Origin of the sequence: Kribbella sp. NBC_00359, from assembly GCF_036097425.1 — a bacterium.
GTDB lineage: Bacteria > Actinomycetota > Actinomycetes > Propionibacteriales > Kribbellaceae > Kribbella.
On record NZ_CP107975.1, the window covers coordinates 5,249,821 to 5,266,692 of the forward strand.

Here is a 16,872-nt window from a genome sequence, read left to right on the forward strand (position 1 = left end):
AGTGTGCCGGTCAGCCGTAGACGATCCGTCGCAGCTGCCGGGCGGAGAGTTCGGGTGAGCGGACCGGCCAGTGCCGGAGCTCGGTGCCGAGCCGGGCGAAGATCTCGTCGTTGCGGGCCCCGTAGGTCTGCAACTCCCGGTGCCGGCGCCGGACGTACTCCTCGGTCGTCTCGGTGAAATAGGCCAGGACGTCGGCGACCACACGCCGCGCGTCGTCCGCGGACAGGCCGGTCGTCCGGCTGACCTGCTCGGCCAGCTCGTCCACCGGCCCCACCGCCGCCTCACTGATCACGCGTCAACTGTGCAGCGGTTCCAGGGGCAACACAAAGGATCTGCCCGAAATCGGGCAAAAAAGTTAACCTGTCAGGCAGTGGATTCGAATCTGCGCAGCCACGAACCGCCGACCGCGAACAGCGGGCCGGTGTCCAGGCGATAGACGCGTTCGCGGCCCCGCAGGATGACGTGGACCAGCCCGGCCTGCTCGAGGATACGCAGATGCCGTGTGATCGTCGGCCAGGAGTGGTCGAACCGGCCGGCTATCTCACCCGACGTCATCTCGCCGCCGCGCAGCTGCAGGACCAGCAGGATGGTCCGGCGCGAGTGATGGGCGAGCGCGCTGAACACCCGGTCGAGGTCATCCAGATCCCGCCCGCCGCGGGAGCCGGCGGTCAAGCGGACAGGTCCTGCGGCACGTAGTGCGGGAACTCCCACTTCGGCCGCCCATCCCGCTCCTCCAGCATCGGGTCCATCCGCTCCCACAGCGTGAGCACGTCCGGGTGCTCGTGGGCCCGCCCGAATCCGCCGTCCACCCAGGTGAAGATCTCGACGTACGTCGGTTCGTCCGTCGACCGCAACACCACCGACCGCTCCTCCGTGACGAAGCCGAGCTCCCGAAGCGTCGACCAGTGCTCCCCGAGCACCGCACGGAACTGGTTCTCCGCGGCCGCCCGGACCCGATAGGTGCAGATCACCGTTTCCTTAGCCATATTGCTAAGTATTCGCGCCCCGAGCGGGCTGTCAACGCTTCGGGGTGGTCAGAAGAGGCGCAGGACGTCGGATTCCATGCCGCGGAGGGCGTCGTAGTCGACGGTGACGCATTCGAGGCCGCGATCCGTGGCGAGGAACTGAGCCTGGGGCTTGATCAGCTGGGCGGCGAAGATGCCGCGGACCGGGGCCAGCAAGGGGTCGCGGTTGAGCAGTTCGACGTACCGGGTGAGTTGCTCGACGCCGTCGATCTCGCCGCGGCGCTTGATCTCGACCGCGACGTGCCTGCCGTCGGCGTCGCGGCAGAGCAGGTCGACGGGTCCGATCGCGGTCGGGTACTCCCGGCGGACGAGCGTCCAGCCGTCGCCGAAGGTGTGCACATGCTCGGCCAGCAGCTCCTGCAGGTGCGCCTCGACGCCGTCCTTGATCAGGCCGGGGTCCGTGCCGAGCTCGTAGGCGGTGTCGCTGTGCACCTCCTCGATGGTGATCCGCAGCTCCTCGCCGGCCTTGTTGGTGACGCTCCAGACGCCAGTGCTCTCGTCCACGGTCAGCTTGCAGGGCGGCGACATCCAGTTCAGCGGCTTGTACGACCCGCCGTCGGCGTGGATGAGCACCGACCCGTCCGCCTTCACCATCAGCAACCGCGGCGCCATCGGCAGATGAGCCGTCAGCCGTCCGGAGTAGTCCACAGAACACGTAGCAATCACCAAGCGCACGAGAAAGCACCGTAGTCCACGACCGGCCCGAAACCCATGTCGCCTGGCCGCACGGAGTGGGAGGCTGGACGCCATGATGCCGAAGGTCAGCGAACAGGCGATCGCCGCGTACGACGCGGTCGCCGCGGGACTGGTGTCGGCCGGGGTGGTCCGGGGCAGCATGTTCGGCATGCCCTGCCTCAAGGTCGGCAAGAAGGTGCTCGCCGGGATGTTCGGCGACGCCATGACGTTCAAGCTCCCGCCCGAGCCGCGGGAGAAGGCGCTCGCGCTGCCCGGCGTCGAGCCGTTCGACCCCGGCATGGGCCGCCCGATGAAGGAGTGGGTGGTGATCCCGCTGGCCCAGTCCGCGGCCTGGCCGGACTATGCCGCCGACGCACTGGAGTACGTCCGCGGATGAATCTCATGTGCCCCGCGCGGATTCTGCTGCTACCTGGGGACGTGCAGGATCCGGCGGTCGGGGAGCCGATCGCCCAGGTGTACGCCGGTCCGTTCGAGGCCGCGGCCGGCGCGCGGCTGGCGGACCACCTCGGCGTGCGGCTGACCGTCGTACCCGAGCTGGTGCGGCGTCCTGACGACGAGTTGCTGGCGATCGCGGATCTGCCTCGGGGCGAGACCGTGGTGGTGCTCGGGCTGGATCTCGGGCTCAGGCTGCCCGCGATCGTCGAGCACACCGGCGACGGGTGGACGCGGGTGCCGAGCGACAACGAGGTGACGCTGGCGACGTACGAGCAGGCGGCTGACCGGTTCCGGGAGTCGATCCCGAAGGAGCCCAATCATCCGTTGATCGACCTGCTCGCCGAGCGGATCGGGCCGGGCGGGCGCGTGCTTGAGCTGGGCAGTGGGACCGGGCGGGACGCGGCCGAGCTCGAGCGCCGGGGGTTCGCCGTACGGCGGACCGACGCGACGCGGGCCTTCCTCGACATGATGCGAGCCGACGGGTACGCCGCCGATCCGCTCGACGCACTCCGGGACGACTTCGGCGGCCCGTACGACGCGGTGTTCGCCGACGCCGTGTTCCTGCACTTCGATCGGGCCCAACTGGCCGACGTACTGCGGAAGGCGGCGCGGGCCGCGGGCGTGCTGGCCTTCAGCACGCGGGAAGGCAAGGGCGAGGAGTGGACGAACCGGCTGCTCGACCTGCCCAGGCACTTCGTCATGTGGCAGGAGGATCCCTTGCGTGAGCTGCTCACCAGCACCGGCTGGACCGTCCAGCACCTGCGGCGGGGCGAATCCCAGTTCGGTGGCTGGTTCTACGTCCTGGCGACGCGCGCATGATCCGGGCCGGAGTTGTGCTGCTGTCCGGGCAGGGTGTCGCGGCGATCGAGCGGGTCCGGGACGGTGCGACGTACCACGTGCTGCCCGGTGGTCAGGTCGAGGACGGTGAAAGCACGGCCGAGGCGGCCCGGCGGGAGGCGCACGAGGAGCTCGGCCTGCTGGTGAAGATCCGGGGGCTCGTCGCGGTCGTGCACTTCGGCGACAGCACCCAGCACTACTTCCTGGCCGAGACGATCGGCGGCGAGTTCGGCACCGGGGACGGGCCGGAGCTGGCGAGTCCGGCCGAGTCCGAGCAGGGAAGTTATCGGGCGGTCTGGTTGCCGGTCGCGGAGCTGGACGGGCGCCAGTTGCGGCCGAAGCCGATCGCGGCGGCGTTGGCCGGCGCGCCGGATCCGGAGTGGTTGATGGACGGCTGGCTGGAGACGCCGGTGGCGTTCGACGAGGGCGTGTGAAGTTGCCCTCGCGGGTGACTCAGCTCATGGGCGGACCAGTGTGCGGACTGGCATAGTGCAGGCATGGCTCGGGAACTGAAGACGGTGGGTGTGGTGGGTCTCGGCACGATGGGCGCCGGGATCGCCGAGGTGTTCGCGCGCAACGGGCTGACCGTTGTCGGCGTCGAGCGTGACGAGGAGGCCGCCGAGCGCGGTCGCGGTCACATCCAGCACTCGACCGATCGGGCCGTGAAGCGCGGCAAGCTGTCCGTCGAGGACCAGCAGGCGCTGTTCGACCGGGTCACCTTCGCCACCTCGATGGACGCGCTCGCCGACTGCGACCTGGTGATCGAGGCGGTGATCGAGCGGCTCGAGCTGAAGCGCGAGATCTTCGCCGAGCTCGACAAGGTCGTCCGGGAGGACGCCATCCTCGCGACGAACACCTCTTCGCTCTCGGTCACGGAGATCTCGGTCGCCACGCAGCGTCCACGCCGCGTGGTCGGCATGCACTTCTTCAACCCGGCGCCTGTGCAGGAGTTCGTCGAGGTCATCAAGACCGTCGTCACCGAGCCGGACGTGGTCGAGGACGTGCTGGCGCTGGCCCGCCGGCTCGACAAGGTCCCGGTGGTCGCCGCCGACCGGGCCGGCTTCATCGCCAACGCGCTGCTGTTCGGTTACCTCAACCACGCGGTCTCGATGGTCGAGTCCCGCTACGCGACCCGTGAAGACGTGGACGCGGCGATGCGGCTCGGCTGCGGCTACCCGATGGGTCCGCTGGCGCTGCTCGACCTGATCGGCCTGGACACGACGTACGAGATCCTCGACACGATGTACAAGCAGGGCCGCAACCGGCTGCACGCGCCGGCCCCGATCCTGAAGCAGATGGTCACCGCCGGCCTGCTCGGCCGCAAGACCGGCCGTGGCTTCTACACCTACGAGGCTCCGGACTCGCCGGTCGTCGTGGACGACGACCTGACCCCTTCGACCTCAGGTGACGCTCCGGCTACCCGCCCGATCAAGCAGGTCGGCGTGGTCGGCTCCGGCACGATGGCGGTCGGCATCATCGAGGTCTGCGCGAAGGCCGGGTACGACGTTCTGTACGTCGCCCGCGGCACCGAGAAGGTCGACCAGGTCCGGGCCGCACTGGAACGCTCGCTGGAGAAGGGTGTCCAGCGCGGCAAGCTCTCGTCCGACGAGCGCGACGCCGCCCTACGCCGGATCACCGGTACGGCGAAACTCGACGACCTCGCCCGGGCCGACCTGGTGATCGAGGCCGTGGTCGAGGAGCTGAGCGTCAAGCAGGCGCTGTTCGAAACCTTCGACGAGATCTGCAAGCCGGGCGCGATCCTGGCCACCACCACGTCGTCCCTGCCGGTGATCGACCTGGCGATGGCGACCAAGCGGCCGGCCGACGTGGTCGGGCTGCACTTCTTCAACCCGGCGCCGGTGATGCAGCTGGTCGAGGTGGTCAGCACCGTCAGCACCGCACCCGAGGTCGCCGACACGGTCGCGGCGCTGGCCGTTGCCGCTGGCAAGCATCCGGTCCGCTGCGGCGACCGGGCCGGCTTCATCGTCAACGCACTGCTGTTCCCGTACCTGAACGACGCGGTCCGGATGCTCGAGGCGCACTACTCGAACGTCGACGACATCGACGCCGCGATGAAGCTCGGCTGCCGCCTGCCGATGGGCCCGTTCGAGCTGCTCGACGTGGTCGGTCTGGACGTCTCGCTGGCGATCCAGCGCACCCTCTACCTCGAGTTCCGCGAGCCCGGCTTCGCCCCCGCCCCACTACTCGAACACCTCGTGACGGCCGGCTACCTGGGCCGCAAAACCAGCCGAGGCTTCCGCGACTACACCAGCTGAGGTCGCCTCAGTGCAGGGTGAGTGAGGTTTCCGATCCGAGGCGAGACAGCTTCTCCGGGTTGCGGACGTAATAGATGCCCGTGACGCGGTGGTCCTCGATCCGCAGCGCGACGACGCCGTCGAGCTCTCCGTCGAAGCTGAACAGCAGCGCCGGGCTTCCGTTGATCACCGTCGGTTCGGTGGTGAGCGTTCCACCGATCTTCTGCATGCTCCCGACGAACATGCGGATCACCTTCTCCACGCCGACGATCGGCTGCAGCGCGCTCAGCTTGAACCCGCCGCCGTCGCTGACCGCGACCACGTCAGGCGCGAGCACGTCCATCAGGCCCTGCAGATCGCTGGCCTCGACCGCGCGCTGGAAGGCCTCCAGCACCGCCTGCCCGTCGCTCGGGGAGACCACCTCGCGGGGACGTCGAGCATCGACGTGCTGCCGGGCGCGGTGCGCGATCTGACGCACGGCCGCCGGACTCTTGTCGACCGCCGCCGCGATCTCTTCATAACCGACCTCGAACACCTCGCGTAGTACGAAGACGGCACGCTCGGTCGGCGAGAGGGTCTCGAGGACGAGCATCATCGCCATCGACACGCTTTCGGCCAGTTCGACGTCCTCGGTCGCGTCCGGTGCGGTGAGCAGCGGCTCCGGCAGCCAGGGTCCGACGTACGCCTCCCGGCGTCGCTGCAGGGTACGCAGGCGGTTGAGCGATTGGCGGGTGGTGATCCGGATCAGGTAGGCGCGCTGATCGCGTACCTGATCCAGATCGACCTTGCTCCACCGCAGCCAGGTCTCCTGCAGCACATCCTCTGCGTCGGCCGCCGAGCCCAGGATCTCGTAGGCGACGGTGAACAGCAGGTTCCGGTGGGCGACGAAGGTCTCGGTCGCCGGGTCACCGGCTTGGTCGCTCATCTCGGCGCCCCTCCTCAGGCCGGCCGGTCCGCGTCCACCGGCGCGGTCGTCTTGCCGGGCCGGGCACGCAGCACGTTCTGGCGTTGGCGATCCTTGAACCAGAGATCGAGCATGCCGGGCCTGCGCGCCTCTTGCCGCATCTGCCAGACAGTGCTCTTGCACACGCCTTCCTTGAGCATCGCCATGGATCGGTTGCCCAGGTAGAACACTCTGGTCGGGGTGTCGTCCTTCTTGGCGTACTGGACCACTCCGGCGCGGCGGCCGAGGCTGATGCATTCGCCGAAGAAGCCGACGTCGAAGGTGGCGGGCTGCTTGCCGGCGATCCGGCTGAGCACCGTCTCGGCGGCCTGCGGACCCAGCTGGATCGCGGACTGGCAGCTCATCCGCACCGGCAGGTCCGAGGGTGCCCCCGAGTCCCCGGCCGCGATGATGCGTACGTCGTCGACGCTGGTGAGCGTCTCGTCGGTGATCAGCCGCCCCAAGACGTCCGTGCTCAGCCCGCTGCGGGCGGCCAGATCCGGCACGCTGAATCCCGCGGTCCAGATCGTCACATCGCTGCGCAGCTCACGGCCGTCCTCGAGCTGGACCGCATCGGCTGTCACGCCCGTCACCGCCGCGCCGGAGCCTTCGAGCACGGTCACACCGAGCTTGGCGAGCCGCCTGGCCACCGAGCGGCGGGTCCGCGGATGAAGGTACGGTCCGAGCACCTTTCCGCACACCAGAGTCACAGTACGGCCCTGCTCCGCCAGCTCGGACGCGGTTTCCAGGCCGGTCGGGCCGGCTCCCACCACCGTGAGCGCGGCCGATGCCGGCGCGGCGTCGATGACCGGCTGGAGTCGCCGTGCCTGTTCCAGGGTGGAGATCGGATAGGCGTACTGCGCAGCGCCGCTCACGCTGGGGTCGCCGCTGCCGCTACCCACGGCGTAGACCAGGTAGTCGTAGTCGAGGGCGCCGCCGCTCGCCAGGATCACGCGACGCCCGGCCGCCTCGATCCGGGTCACGGTGTCGACGACCAGGTCGACACCGACGGCCAGAATGCTCCGGTAGTCCACCAGCGCGTCGTCCGACCCGCCGACGAGCTGGTGCAGCCGGATCCGCTCGACGAAGGCCGGGCGGGGATTGATCAGGGTCACGTTCACATCGTCGCGCCGCGTCAGACGGTTGGCAGCCATCACGCCGGCGTATCCGCCGCCGACGACGATGACATCGGTCTTCTCGGTCATGGCCACTCCTTCGTCTCGAAGATGGCCATAAAGACACCGCAGGCACTGCGGTTGTGACATCGGTGCGTCAGATCAGTTGCAAGCCCGAGCTCAGGGCTCGGCGTCGGCGTAGTCGCCGCAGGGGCCGCCGCCGATGGCTTCGGGGAGGACGGCGGTACGACGGTCCGGTCGCACGAGTGGGTTGTAGAAGGCGGCGATCTCGGTGCTGTCCTCGGGGATGTAGTGGAAGATCAGCGCGCGGCGAAAGCGGTTCACGCTCGTGTTGGGCCGGGAGCCGTGCACGACGCTGCCGTGGAAGAACAGCACGTCGCCGGCCCGCATCTTCGTCTGCACCTTGGTCAGACCGTCCGGTACCGGGACCTCGGCGTTGGTGAACGACTCGGTCAGGTCGGCCGGCTCGGGGCACACGAGCTCGGTCTGATGCGAGCCGGGGACGACCGCGAGCCCGCCGTTCTCCGCGTCCACGTCGTCGACCGCGATCCAGGCGGCCAGGCAGGTCTCGGGATCCGCGCGCAGGAAGGTGTTGTCCTGATGCAGGGCCTGCCCGCGGGCGCCCGGCGGCTTGAAGTAGAACATCGACTGGGCACCGAGCGCCGGTCCGATCAGCACGGTGACGACATCGAGGATCCGGCTGTCCAGCATCAGCTCCAGCGCAATCCGGCCGGCCGCCACATCGGTCCGCCGGTGTGGGTGCACGAACCGCGGGAACCGGGCCAGCGGATCGTCGTCCGGTACGCCGTCGTCGATCGCGAGCGAGTGGTCTACGGCGATCTGGTCCATGAAAACCGTCTTGAGCTGCTCGACCTCGGCGGCGTCGAGCAGCTGGGGGACCTGCACGATCCCGTCCCGCCGGTAGATATCGGCGACTGTGCCGGTCACGGGGCCTCCCGGCCTGGACTGAGGAGCGGAGGGAGCGAAGCGACTGGAGCGACGAGGGAAGGCCGGGAGCAACAGCCCCGTGACCCACCGCGCCGGAGGCGTGGCATGAGTAGAGTCATGACTCCAGGATCTGCTTCAGCAGGCCGGACGGGCGATAGTCTATTGAGCTGTGAACCTTCGAGATCCTGCTGAGTCTCCGCATCCGGTTGTCCGCCGGCTGGAGACCGGTGAGTTCGACGAGGGACCGGAGTACGCGACGTATCGGCGCCGCGGGACCACCGACTGGCTGCTGGTGCAGACTCTCGACGGCACCGGGAGGTTCGGAGCTGTCGCGGCGGATCCCGGCACGGTTGTCCTGGTCCGGCCGCGAACCCGGCACGACTACGCCACCACCGGACCGCGCTGGCACTTCCTCTACGCGCACCTGCACCCGAAACCCGACTGGTTGCCGCTGCTCGACTGGCCCGAAGTTGCCCCCGGCATCCTCCTGCTCCGGCCGGCACACGCGGCGGCCGACCGAATCGCCGGTCATCTCCGGGACGCCGTCCGGCACCAGCGCAGCGTCCTCACCCAAGGCGAGCAGCTGAGCGCGAACGCCCTCGAGGCCGCACTGCTCTGGTGCGACACCCAGAACCCCAAGGCGGTCCGGATCGACGACCGCCTGCTCCGCGTCATCGAGCTGATCGACCACGACCTCAAAGCGCGGTTCGACCTGCCCAGGTTGGCGCGCGCGGTCAACCTGTCGGTGTCACGGTTCGCCCATCTCTTCCGCGAGCAGCTCGGTGTCAGCCCCCAGCAGTTCGTCGAACGCCGCCGCCTCGACGCGGCCTGCCGCCTGCTCGAACTCACCGCCCGCCCGATCGCCTCGGTCGCCGCCGAGGTCGGCTACCCCGACCCGCTCTACTTCTCCACCCGCTTCCGGCTCCACACCGGCCTGAGCCCAACGGCGTACCGGGTCAGCGGGACGAGAGGTAGGTGAGGACTGCCATCACCCGGCGGTTGTCGTCCTCCGAGGGTGGCAGGTCGAGCTTGGAGAAGATGTTGTTGGTGTGTTTGCTGACGGCTTTCTCGGTGACGAAGAGGGCGCCGGCGATCGCGGCGTTGGACCGGCCTTCGGCCATCAGGCCGAGGACCTCGGCCTCGCGCGGGGTGAGCCGGCTGATCGGCTCGTCGCGGGTGTTGCGAGCCAGCAGTTGGCCGATCACGTCCGGGTCCATCGCGGTGCCTCCGGCGGCAACCCGCCGTACCGAGTCGAGGAACTCGGCCACGTTGGAGACCCGGTCCTTCAGCAGGTAGCCGACCGCGCCACCGCCGCCGGTCAGCAACTCCCGCGCGTAGAGCTGCTCGACGTACTGCGAGAGTACGAGGATCGGCAAGCCCGGGACCTGGCGGCGGGCCTCGATCGCGGCCTTCAGGCCCTCGTCGGTGAACGTCGGTGGCAGCCGGACGTCGACCACGGCGACGTCCGGTCGGTGCTCCACCAGGGCGGGCACCAGCCGGGGACCGTTGTCGACTGCCTCGACGACCTCGAAATCGTGCGCCTCCAGCAGGCGGATCAGTCCGTCCCGGAGGAGGGCGTGGTCTTCAGCGATGAGGACTCGCAAGGCAACTCCATGATCACGGTGGTCGGCCCGGCGCTCGGGCTCACCACGGTCAACGTACCGTCGAAGGCGGCCAGCCGCCGTTCGATACCGTACAGACCGCCACCCGGCCGGACGACCGCACCTCCGACGCCGTCGTCGCCGACCAGGATGTGCAACCGCTCCTGCTCGTGGGTGATCTGGATCCAGGCGTTTGTCGCGGCCGAGTACTTGACCGCGTTCGCGAGCGCCTCGGCCACCGCGAAGTACGCCGCCGACTCGACCGGCGCGGCCGGACGGCCGGGGACGTCGAAGGTGACGTCGACCTTGAAGGGGCAGGTCAGCGCGAGCGCCTTGACCGCACCTTCCAGACCGCGGTCCGCGAGGACCGGCGGGTGGATGCCACGGACCAGGTCGCGCAGCTCGGACAGCGCCGTACTGGCGGACTCGCGCGCCTCGGTGAGCAGAGCGGCCGCCTGGGCCGGATCACGGGCGACCATTTCCTCGGCCATGCCCAGGTTCATGCTGAGTGCGGCCAGCCGGGCCTGGGCGCCGTCGTGCAGATCCCGCTCGATCCGGCGCAGCTCGGCCGCCTGGGTGTCGACGGTCTCGGCCCGGGACTCGGCCAGCTCGCGGACCCGCATCGCCAGTCGGGCGCTCTCGGTCGGGCCGAGCAGCGAGCGGGCGATGTACGCGTTCGCCTTGAGCAGTCGCTCGCCGGCGGCGTACCAGATCATGAAGGCGATCAGCGCGACCGGCATCAGCAGGAAGCTGGTCCAGAAGTTCACCGTGACCAGCCCGCCGAAGGGCTCGGTGAAGACACCCTCCGGGGTGACCCCGACGAGCAGCGGGTAGACCAGATAGAACAGCGTGGCCAGGAAGAGTACGGCGCTCAGCAGGCACAGGGTGAACCCCAGTACGGCGTTCACCAGCAGCCACACGATGTCACGCCAGGTAGCCGGGTCGGTCAGCGTCGTCCGCAACCACATCAGCACACCGGGCACCGGCGGCTTCTTGTACGGGCGCGGGATCGGCTCGCCGAGGAATCCGGCCAGCATGGTCCGGTGGCAGTTCGCGAACCAGCGTGCGGCCGGCACGAACACGAGCAGCAGCGGGATCCCGACCCAGACCGCGATCAGCGGCACGGCGACCACGTTGAGCACGAAGAAGGCGATCCCGAGCTCGGCCAGGACGGCCAGGAACAGCGCGATCCATGGCTGCGCGAGTTTGGGGTACCGCAGCGGCGGCGCCGCGGTGGCAATCGTGGTCATGTCTCCATCATGACCGAGTGTGAGACCCGACTCAGTGGTGTTAGGCCCACTGTCGCCTGGGCACTGGCTCCCCATCGCGTTCGGGTAGTAGCACTCATGTGCTGAGCCGTTAGGGCGCTGAGGCTTGATGACGTACGCTGGCCGCGGCTGTACGCCTAGGCCTCCCCCGATCCCGAGACGAGGACCTTTGATGGCTCAGCCAACGGTTTCACCCCCTATTGCCACGCGCGGTTCCGACTTCTCCCCGTTACTGCGGGAGATCAAGGCGGCCGGTCTGCTGGAGCGCCGTACGGCGGCCTACGCGATGGCGATCGGGATCAACGTGGTCCTGATGGGACTGACCTGGGCAGCCATCGCCGTGGTCGGCAGTTCGTGGTGGGTGCTGCTGCTCGCGCTCCCGCTGGGCATCCTGACCACCCGGGCCGCGTTCTTCGGGCACGACGCCGGCCACCAGCAGATCGCCCGCTCCCGCAAGCTGCACGACTGGGTCGGCCTGGTGCACGGCAACCTGCTGCTCGGGATGAGCTACGGCTGGTGGAACGACAAGCACAACCGCCACCACGCGAACCCGAACCACACCGACAAGGACCCGGACGTCGGCGAGGGCGTACTGGTCTGGACGCTCGATCAGGCTGAGGGCCGCACCGGCCTGCACGGCTGGCTGACCCGTCACCAGGCGAAGATCTTCTTCCCGCTGCTGACGCTGGAAGGCTTCAACCTCAAGGTCTCCAGCATCCGCTTCCTGCTCGGCCGCCCGCGCCGCGAGGCCAGGCTCGAGCTCGGCCTGATGGCCGCGCATCTCGTCCTCTACTTCACCGCACTGTTCCTGATCATGTCGCCGGGCCAGGCGGTGCTGTTCGCGCTGATCCACCACATGATCTTCGGTCTGCACCTGGGCAGCGTCTTCGCCCCGAACCACAAGGGCATGGAGATGCCCGACGGCGAGACCAACTGGGGCCACCTCGAGAAGCAGGTGCTCACCTCGCGCAACGTGAACGGCGGCCTGGTCACCGACTGGATGATGGGCGGCCTGAACTACCAGATCGAGCACCACCTGTTCCCGAGCATGCCGCGAGCCAACCTCCGCTTCGCCCAGCCCGTCGTCCGCTCGTACTGCGAACAGATCGGCATGCCGTACGTCAGCACCACCCTGATCGATTCGTACCGAATGGGTCTGCAGCACCTGCACGAAGTGGGCAGCGAACTTCGCGCTGAGTTCTAGGCGACTCAGTCGCAGATAGGTTAGGTTCACAGGTCTCGGGGCCGCCCACCCTTGTGAGGAGACCTGCATGACCGATAGATCCGGTCTGAGTCGCCGCGGACTGCTCGGCGCTGTCGCCGGGGTCACCGCCGCAACCGCTCTTCCCGCCGCCCCCGCCTGGGGCACCGACGACCAGCGACCGGGTGCGGTGAACCGCCCGAAGCTGGACAAGTACGACCGCCAGATCGTGTCCGGCCTGTCCTCGGACCGCGCCCTGCGCCACCTGCAGGTGCTGTCCGAGGACATCGGCCCGCGGATCGGCGGGACCACGAGTGAGAAGCGAGCGGCCGACTATCTCGCCGGCCAGCTCGACAAGTTCGGCTACCGGACCCGGCTGGAGCCGTTCGGAGTGGCGGACAAGTTCACCGCCGAGATCGAGGACGTCCGGGACATCCTGCCCGGCGACCTGTGCTGGCAGGCCGGCGCCGCTCCCGGCGGCAAGCTCGACGTCACCGTCGAGGGCCCGGTCCGGGACGTCGGCCCCGCGACCGCACCGGTCTGGCCGGCTGACGTGGCCGGCTCGATCGTGATCGCGGACGACGTGGCAGCATCGCGCCCGGCCTTAGTCGCGGAGGCCGTGGCGCGGGGTGCTGTCGGTGTGATCCTGTTGCCGGCCGACCAGGTGTTCCCCCGGCGGGCGTCGGCGTTCGCGCCGAGCGGCCTGGCCGACGCACCGATCCCGGTGATCGGCGTCGCCCAGGTGCAGAAGCGGCTGATCCGCGAAGCCCTCGCGGTGGTGAACTCACTGCCGCTGCGGATCAGTACGACGGCCCACCGCGGCCTGATCTCGAACAACGTGATCGGCGAGCGTCGGGGGAAGTCCGGTACCAACGGGCCGATCGTGATGGTCAGCGGTCACTACGACTCGGTGATCGGCGCACCGGGTGCGAACGACGACGGCTCGGGCACCGTGCTCACGCTGGAACTGGCCCGGGTGATGAGCCGTCTCCCCACTAACGCGACCCTGCGGTTCGCGCTCTGGGGTTCGGAGGAGCAAGGTCTGATCGGGTCCCGCTATCACGTCGCGCAGCTCGCACAGGACCAGCGCGATCGGTATCGGGCGGTCTTCCAGAACGACATGGTCGCCACCAGCTGGGATCCGGCCGTCACCTACTGGCTGCTGTCCTTCACCGGCCTGGCCAACACGGCGACGGACGCGGTCCGGGCGGCCGGTCAGCGGCTCGGGTACGACCCGCAGCTGGTCGGTCCGGTCCAACGTGGTGCGTCGGATCACCAGTCGTTCCAGGAGGTCGGGATCGCGTCCGCCAACTTCTCGTGGCGTGGCGAGATCTCGCCGGCTCACCTGGAACCGCCGTACCACTCGCCCGAGGACACCATCGCGAAGAACGTCAGCCTGGAACGCCTTCAGGTGTCGATGGAGCTGATCGGCACCGCGGCGTACGCCGTCGCGCGCAGCTGACCTCCGGGCCGACCGTGCCGGAGTGACCTGGCTCATACGGCTAGCCTTGAAGAGCTATGTCGCGCAGAAGGCCTTCCAAGTGGCAGCGGCCGGTCGGTGACCGGCCGCTGCTCGGTGGTACCCAGGCCCGCGAGGAGCGATCCGACGGCGAGTGGATCGTCCGTCGCGTGTCCGGCTCCGCGTCGGCGAAGTCCTATCGTTGTCCCGGCTGCGACCAGCAGATCCTGCCCGCCACGCCCCATGTCGTGGTCTGGCCGGAGAACCCCAGCCTGCTCGCCGCGATCGGCGGCGCCCAGTCCCTCGACGAGCGACGCCACTGGCACACCGCCTGCTGGCAACGCCGCCGCTGAAAGGTATGCGGATGAAGCTTCCGGTCACCTCGTACGGCGAGTCGGGCACACCCGTCGTGGTGATGCACGGGCTGTTCGGATCCGGCCGGAACTGGATGACCGCGGCCCGTCGGCTCGCGGACCAGCACCGGGTCTTCGCGTTCGACCTGCGGAACCACGGGACGTCGCCGCACACGGACACGATGAGCTATCCGGAGATGGCCGAGGACGTCCGGGAGACGATCGAGTCGCTCGGCGTCGGGCCGGTCGCGCTCGTCGGTCACTCGATGGGCGGCAAGACCGCGATGCTCACCGCGCTGCAGTTCCCGCAGGTCGTCGAACGCCTGGCCGTGGTCGACGCCGCGCCGGTCGCCTACCCGCCGGCCTTCGTCGAGTACGCCCAGGCGATGCGCAACGCCGACCTGTCCTCGGTGCAGCGCCGCGCCGACGTCGATGCCCAACTGGTTGCCGCCGTCCCCAATCCCGGCACCCGCGCCTTCCTCCTGCAGAACCTCATCCTGGACTCCTCGGGCGCCCGCTGGCGCCCCAACCTCCCGGTCATCGAGGCCGCGCTGCCCGCCATCTCCGGCTGGCCGGCGGTCGACGGACTGACGTACGACGGCCCGACGCTGTTCATCTACGGCGGCAAGTCCGACTACGTCCAGCACGACCACCGCGCCACGATCGCGGCGTACTTCCCGCACGTCCAGTACGCCGAAGTCCCCGAAGCCGGCCACTGGGTCCACGCCGAGCGCCTCGACGACTTCCTTGCCGTGCTGGCCCCGTTCCTGCCCTGATTTGGCAAACGGTTCCCGGTAATCCATTGACCGCCGCCTGAACGGGTCGGTAAGTTTTTGCCCAGTTCCTGCATGATCCACGATCTGGGCGGTGGTGATGGCGATGGCGGTCCGGACCGGTGCCGAGCGGTTGGCCGGAGAACCAGGACTGGTGGCGGACGGGCGTCTGGGCCTGATCACCAATTTCACCGGCGTCCTGCCGGACCTGCGGCCGACTGCCGTCGCGCTGCTGGAGTCCGGCCTGCGGTTGACTGCGCTCTTCGGTCCCGAGCACGGCCTGCGCGGAACGGCGCAGGCCGGTGCATCTGAGGCTGAGGGCAACGATCCGGACACCGGGCTGCCGGTCTTCGACACCTACCTCCGGCACGGCCTGGCCGTCGGCGAGCTGGCCCTTCAGTTGGGTGAGGCAACGGTCATCCCGATGGAGGGCTGGTCCCGCTCGCTGCCGTCCGGGCTGCCGTGGGTGCCGCCGTCGCCGAACATGCCGACGATCGACACCGCGCTCGTATACCCCGGCACGGGCCTCTTCGAGGGCACCAACCTCAGCGAGGGACGCGGTACGACACGACCGTTCGAGACGATCGGGGCGCCGTACGTCGACGATCGGCTGGTCCCGGCGTTGCGCTCGTGCGACCTGCCTGGACTCATCTTCCGTCGTACGTGGTTCGAACCTGTCTTCAGCAAGTACGCCGGCCAAGCGGTGTCCGGTGTACAGCTGCATGTGGTCGATCGGTCGGCGTTCGAGCCGGTGCGGACCGCGCTGGTGATGCTGCGGGTGCTGAATGAGCTCTACCCGGACGACTTCGGGCTGCTGCCGTCGCTGGACAAGCTGTGGGGATCCGACTCGCTCCGCAAGGCGCTCGAGTCGGGCCACGACCCGGTCGCTCTCTTGCCTGAGGCAACCACACCGGCCGGCTGGGTGCGGCCCGGCGTACTGCTCTACGAAGGGACAGCGTGATGATCCGCTCGTTCGAGGTCGGCGACGGCCCGGCGCTCGCCGCGGCCTGGACGGCGGCGGCCCCGGCCGATCCGATCGGCTACCCGCGCTTTCGTGACCTGTTTCTGCTCGACCGCAACTTCGACGCCGCCGGTCTCAAGGTCGCGATTGCCGACCATCAGATCGTCGGCGCGGCCTACGCCGTACGACGCCTGATCGCGGTCGACGCGGACGACCTGGAACCGGCGAGTGGGTGGATCCCGTTCTTCTTCGTCCACCCCGACCACCGGGGCCGCGGCCTCGGCCGGGAACTGTTGACCGCGGCAATGAACTGGCTCCGCGACCACGGGCGCTCCGAGGTCTTCTTCTCGTCGTACACGCCGAACTACTTCCTCCCCGGCCTCGACGCTGCGCGCTACCCGGCCGCCGGCCGGCTGCTGCCGGCGCTCGGCTTCGAGCGGCAGTACGACGCGGTCGCGATGGATCGGAGTCTGGTCGGGTACGAGATCCCGGCGGACGTCGGGAAACGGATCGAGACGTTGACGGCCGAGGGCTACAGCTTCGGCACCCCGACCGGCGACGAGCTGACGTCGCTGATCTCCATCGCCGGTGGTGAGTTCAATCCCGACTGGGCGCGCGCGATCCGCGAGGCCGTCGTCGCGGGGATGCCACTGGACCGGATCGTGGTGGCCCGTGATCCGGGCCGCGGGATCCTCGGCTGGGCGATGCACGGGACCTACGAGTCGGTGATCGATCGCTTCGGGCCGTTCGGCGTACTGCCGGCCTCGCGCGGAACCGGGCTCGGCAAGGTGCTGCTGCACCTGACGCTCGAGCGAATGGTTGCCCTCGGCGCGCACAGCGCCTGGTTCCTGTGGACCGGCGAGAAGTCGCCGGCCGGGCAGCTCTACCTGAAGACCGGGTTCAGCATCACCCGCACGTTCACCATCCTCCGGGCGCCCCTGGCCCCGGCCGAAGGGCATGAAGTGAGGAGACCCCTTTGAG

The 16,872-nt window shown here is 69.1% G+C and carries 20 protein-coding genes; 11 read left to right on the forward strand and 9 right to left on the reverse strand.

Annotated elements, in window-relative coordinates; genetic code table 11:
• Positions 1 to 10 precede the first annotated feature (10 nt).
• From OG876_RS25745 to nucS, 4 genes are all read right to left on the reverse strand, one after another.
• Complete coding sequence (locus tag OG876_RS25745) at positions 11 to 292, reverse strand: hypothetical protein (RefSeq protein WP_442914021.1); 282 nt, start codon at positions 290 to 292, stop codon at positions 11 to 13.
• Between the two features lie 71 nt (positions 293 to 363).
• Complete coding sequence (locus OG876_RS25750; RefSeq protein WP_328519204.1) at positions 364 to 672, reverse strand: metalloregulator ArsR/SmtB family transcription factor; 309 nt, start codon at positions 670 to 672, stop codon at positions 364 to 366.
• A complete protein-coding gene (locus tag OG876_RS25755) occupies positions 669 to 986 on the reverse strand; it encodes a hypothetical protein (protein WP_328519205.1) in 318 nt (105 codons plus the stop codon). The genes OG876_RS25750 and OG876_RS25755 overlap by 4 nt, the downstream gene beginning before the upstream one ends.
• Positions 987 to 1,034: 48 nt before the next feature.
• Positions 1,035 to 1,700 (reverse strand): endonuclease NucS, encoded by a 666-nt coding sequence (gene nucS / locus OG876_RS25760; protein ID WP_328519206.1) that lies wholly within the window; start codon positions 1,698 to 1,700, stop codon positions 1,035 to 1,037.
• A gap of 73 nt (positions 1,701 to 1,773) precedes the next feature.
• Here nucS and OG876_RS25765 point away from each other — a divergent pair, with 73 nt between their 5' ends.
• From OG876_RS25765 to OG876_RS25780, 4 genes are all read left to right on the forward strand, one after another.
• The gene (locus tag OG876_RS25765) at positions 1,774 to 2,097 is read left to right on the forward strand and encodes a hypothetical protein (protein ID WP_328519207.1); all 324 of its coding nucleotides are present in this window, start codon (positions 1,774 to 1,776) and stop codon (positions 2,095 to 2,097) included.
• Positions 2,094 to 2,975 (forward strand): class I SAM-dependent methyltransferase, encoded by an 882-nt coding sequence (locus tag OG876_RS25770; protein ID WP_328519208.1) that lies wholly within the window; start codon positions 2,094 to 2,096, stop codon positions 2,973 to 2,975. Before OG876_RS25765 ends, OG876_RS25770 begins: the two co-directional genes overlap by 4 nt.
• A complete protein-coding gene (locus OG876_RS25775) occupies positions 2,972 to 3,427 on the forward strand; it encodes an NUDIX domain-containing protein (RefSeq protein ID WP_328519209.1) in 456 nt (151 codons plus the stop codon). Before OG876_RS25770 ends, OG876_RS25775 begins: the two co-directional genes overlap by 4 nt.
• 63 nt (positions 3,428 to 3,490) lie before the next feature.
• Positions 3,491 to 5,269, forward strand: a complete 1,779-nt coding sequence (locus tag OG876_RS25780; protein WP_328519210.1) for a 3-hydroxyacyl-CoA dehydrogenase family protein — start codon at positions 3,491 to 3,493, stop codon at positions 5,267 to 5,269.
• Between the two features lie 7 nt (positions 5,270 to 5,276).
• Here the strand turns inward: OG876_RS25780 and OG876_RS25785 are convergent, their stop codons facing one another.
• From OG876_RS25785 to OG876_RS25795, 3 genes are all read right to left on the reverse strand, one after another.
• Positions 5,277 to 6,173: an RNA polymerase sigma-70 factor gene (locus OG876_RS25785; protein WP_328519211.1), complete on the reverse strand. Its 897-nt coding sequence runs from the start codon at positions 6,171 to 6,173 to the stop codon at positions 5,277 to 5,279.
• A gap of 14 nt (positions 6,174 to 6,187) precedes the next feature.
• Entirely contained in the window at positions 6,188 to 7,396 is a 1,209-nt protein-coding gene (locus tag OG876_RS25790; RefSeq protein ID WP_328519212.1) for an NAD(P)/FAD-dependent oxidoreductase, read from the reverse strand.
• 90 nt (positions 7,397 to 7,486) lie between these two features.
• Positions 7,487 to 8,275, reverse strand: a complete 789-nt coding sequence (locus tag OG876_RS25795; protein ID WP_328519213.1) for a phytanoyl-CoA dioxygenase family protein — start codon at positions 8,273 to 8,275, stop codon at positions 7,487 to 7,489.
• A gap of 169 nt (positions 8,276 to 8,444) precedes the next feature.
• Between OG876_RS25795 and OG876_RS25800 the strand changes: the two genes are divergently transcribed.
• Positions 8,445 to 9,254: a helix-turn-helix domain-containing protein gene (locus tag OG876_RS25800; RefSeq protein ID WP_328519214.1), complete on the forward strand. Its 810-nt coding sequence runs from the start codon at positions 8,445 to 8,447 to the stop codon at positions 9,252 to 9,254.
• Here OG876_RS25800 and OG876_RS25805 read toward each other — a convergent pair.
• On the reverse strand, positions 9,232 to 9,879 hold the full coding sequence (locus tag OG876_RS25805) for a response regulator transcription factor (RefSeq protein ID WP_328519215.1): 648 nt from the start codon (positions 9,877 to 9,879) through the stop codon (positions 9,232 to 9,234). The genes OG876_RS25800 and OG876_RS25805 overlap by 23 nt on opposite strands.
• Positions 9,831 to 11,126 (reverse strand): sensor histidine kinase, encoded by a 1,296-nt coding sequence (locus OG876_RS25810; protein WP_328519216.1) that lies wholly within the window; start codon positions 11,124 to 11,126, stop codon positions 9,831 to 9,833. The genes OG876_RS25805 and OG876_RS25810 overlap by 49 nt, the downstream gene beginning before the upstream one ends.
• A 190-nt stretch (positions 11,127 to 11,316) precedes the next feature.
• On the opposite strand from OG876_RS25810, the gene OG876_RS25815 reads away from it, so the two are divergent.
• The 6 genes from OG876_RS25815 to OG876_RS25840 all read left to right on the forward strand — a co-directional run bounded on the left by OG876_RS25815 (position 11,317) and on the right by OG876_RS25840 (position 16,871).
• A complete protein-coding gene (locus tag OG876_RS25815) occupies positions 11,317 to 12,348 on the forward strand; it encodes a fatty acid desaturase family protein (RefSeq protein ID WP_328519217.1) in 1,032 nt (343 codons plus the stop codon).
• Between the two features lie 67 nt (positions 12,349 to 12,415).
• Complete coding sequence (locus OG876_RS25820) at positions 12,416 to 13,807, forward strand: M28 family peptidase (protein WP_328519218.1); 1,392 nt, start codon at positions 12,416 to 12,418, stop codon at positions 13,805 to 13,807.
• 56 nt (positions 13,808 to 13,863) lie between these two features.
• Positions 13,864 to 14,157 (forward strand): hypothetical protein, encoded by a 294-nt coding sequence (locus OG876_RS25825; protein ID WP_328519219.1) that lies wholly within the window; start codon positions 13,864 to 13,866, stop codon positions 14,155 to 14,157.
• 11 nt (positions 14,158 to 14,168) lie between these two features.
• On the forward strand, positions 14,169 to 14,933 hold the full coding sequence (locus OG876_RS25830; RefSeq protein ID WP_328519220.1) for an alpha/beta fold hydrolase: 765 nt from the start codon (positions 14,169 to 14,171) through the stop codon (positions 14,931 to 14,933).
• 97 nt (positions 14,934 to 15,030) lie between these two features.
• Positions 15,031 to 15,891, forward strand: a complete 861-nt coding sequence (locus tag OG876_RS25835) for an exo-beta-N-acetylmuramidase NamZ family protein (RefSeq protein ID WP_328526955.1) — start codon at positions 15,031 to 15,033, stop codon at positions 15,889 to 15,891.
• Positions 15,891 to 16,871 carry a GNAT family N-acetyltransferase gene (locus tag OG876_RS25840; protein WP_328519221.1) on the forward strand — a complete coding sequence of 327 codons (981 nt, stop codon included), beginning with the start codon at positions 15,891 to 15,893 and terminating at the stop codon, positions 16,869 to 16,871. The genes OG876_RS25835 and OG876_RS25840 overlap by 1 nt, the downstream gene beginning before the upstream one ends.
• Position 16,872 lies beyond the last annotated feature (1 nt).

What these genes read in the sequence shown, in the direction of transcription:
- OG876_RS25755 (WP_328519205.1), bottom strand. Translation starts at nt 986, where the DNA reads ATGGCTAAGGAAACGGTGATCTGCACCTATCGGGTCCGGGCGGCCGCG.
- OG876_RS25765 (WP_328519207.1), top strand. Translation starts at nt 1,774, where the DNA reads ATGATGCCGAAGGTCAGCGAACAGGCGATCGCCGCGTACGACGCGGTC.
- OG876_RS25770 (WP_328519208.1), top strand. Translation starts at nt 2,094, where the DNA reads ATGAATCTCATGTGCCCCGCGCGGATTCTGCTGCTACCTGGGGACGTG.
- OG876_RS25775 (WP_328519209.1), top strand. Translation starts at nt 2,972, where the DNA reads ATGATCCGGGCCGGAGTTGTGCTGCTGTCCGGGCAGGGTGTCGCGGCG.
- OG876_RS25780 (WP_328519210.1), top strand. Translation starts at nt 3,491, where the DNA reads ATGGCTCGGGAACTGAAGACGGTGGGTGTGGTGGGTCTCGGCACGATG.
- OG876_RS25785 (WP_328519211.1), bottom strand. Translation starts at nt 6,173, where the DNA reads ATGAGCGACCAAGCCGGTGACCCGGCGACCGAGACCTTCGTCGCCCAC.
- OG876_RS25790 (WP_328519212.1), bottom strand. Translation starts at nt 7,396, where the DNA reads ATGACCGAGAAGACCGATGTCATCGTCGTCGGCGGCGGATACGCCGGC.
- OG876_RS25810 (WP_328519216.1), bottom strand. Translation starts at nt 11,126, where the DNA reads ATGACCACGATTGCCACCGCGGCGCCGCCGCTGCGGTACCCCAAACTC.
- OG876_RS25815 (WP_328519217.1), top strand. Translation starts at nt 11,317, where the DNA reads ATGGCTCAGCCAACGGTTTCACCCCCTATTGCCACGCGCGGTTCCGAC.
- OG876_RS25820 (WP_328519218.1), top strand. Translation starts at nt 12,416, where the DNA reads ATGACCGATAGATCCGGTCTGAGTCGCCGCGGACTGCTCGGCGCTGTC.
- OG876_RS25825 (WP_328519219.1), top strand. Translation starts at nt 13,864, where the DNA reads ATGTCGCGCAGAAGGCCTTCCAAGTGGCAGCGGCCGGTCGGTGACCGG.
- OG876_RS25830 (WP_328519220.1), top strand. Translation starts at nt 14,169, where the DNA reads ATGAAGCTTCCGGTCACCTCGTACGGCGAGTCGGGCACACCCGTCGTG.
- OG876_RS25835 (WP_328526955.1), top strand. Translation starts at nt 15,031, where the DNA reads ATGGCGATGGCGGTCCGGACCGGTGCCGAGCGGTTGGCCGGAGAACCA.
- OG876_RS25840 (WP_328519221.1), top strand. Translation starts at nt 15,891, where the DNA reads ATGATCCGCTCGTTCGAGGTCGGCGACGGCCCGGCGCTCGCCGCGGCC.